Annotated in this window: 1 pseudogene; it reads left to right on the top strand. The window is 72.9% G+C overall.

The features are described 5' to 3' along the window. Window positions 1-19: 19 nt before the first annotated feature. Window positions 20-1315, top strand: a pseudogene (locus tag VR45_RS41485) (DUF11 domain-containing protein); the annotation flags it as partial.

Genomic DNA, 1315 nt, shown 5'->3' with positions numbered 1-1315 from the left:
CACCCAGGTCGGCCTGTCCGTGAAGAAGACCGCCTCCCCCACCACGTACGTGCCGGGACAGCGGCTCACCTACACCGTCGTGGTGAGCAACGCCGGACCCGCGCCCGCCGTCAACGCCGCCGTCCGCGACGCGCTGCCGTCCGCACTGTCCGGGTTCACCTGGACCTGCGCGTCCGGTGGCACCGGCAGCAGTTGCGGCTCCGCGAGCGGCACCGGCAACCTCGACACGACGGCCACGATCGCGGCGAACAGCTCCGTGACGTACACGGTCACGGGCACCGTCCCCTCCTCCACCATCGGCACGCTGTCGAACACCGCGACCGTGACCCGCCCGGCCGCCACTACCGACCCCAACTGCGGTCCTACCTGCTCCAGCACCGTCGACACCCCCGGGCGCGTCACCACCGGCCTGTCGGTCACCAAGACCCCCGACAAGAACCCGTACGTGCCCGGCCAGCCGCTCACCTACACCATCGTGGTCAAGAACGACGGCCCGTCCGACGCCCTCGGCACCTCGGTCAGGGACACCCTGCCCGCCGCGATCCGGAACTTCTCCTGGACCTGCACGGCCGCCGGGGGCGGCAGCTGCGGCAGCCCCGCCTCCGGCACCGGCGACATCAACACCACCGTCGACCTCCCGGCGGGCGGCCAGGTCACCTACCGCCTCACCGGCACCGTCCCGGCGGACGCCACCGGCTCCCTCGACAACCGGGCCACCGTCACCCCGCCGGGCGGCGCCACCGACCCGAACTGCTCCCCCAACTGCACCAGCACCGCCAACCCCGTCCCGCCCGGCAACCAGGCCAACCTGGTCGTCTCCAAGACGCTGCTCACCAGCCCCGTGGTGCCCGGCCAGCAGATCAAGTGGCAGGTCAAGGTCACCAACAACGGCCCGTCCCGCGCCCGCAACGTCGTGGTGACGGACCAGGTCCCGGCCGGCGTGACCGCCGCGAGCATGGCCAACGACCAGGACGGCGTCTCCTGCCCGATCAGCGGCGGCACCGCGAGCTGCCCCGCCGTCGAGATCCCCGTGAACGGCACCGCCAGCTGGACCCTCACCGGCACGCTCGACCCCAACGCGACCGCTACGCCGACCAACACGGCGCTGGTCACCGGCGGCCCCGACCCGGCCACGCCCACGCACACCGCCGTCGCCTCCCCGACCGCGAGCCCCTCGCCGCAGGCCAACCTCACCATCTCCAAGACGCTGCTCACCAGCCCGGTCGTGCCCGGTCAGCCGGTCCAGTGGCGGGTGACGGTGACCAACAACGGACCGTCCCGGGCGCGGAACGTGGTGGTGACGGACCAGGTGCCG

Origin of the sequence: Streptomyces sp. NRRL S-495, from assembly GCF_000966955.1 — a bacterium.
In the GTDB taxonomy this organism is placed as follows: domain Bacteria; phylum Actinomycetota; class Actinomycetes; order Streptomycetales; family Streptomycetaceae; genus Kitasatospora; species Kitasatospora purpeofusca.
The sequence above is the reverse complement of the archived record's forward strand: the minus strand, read 5'-3'. Positions and strand labels throughout refer to the sequence as shown.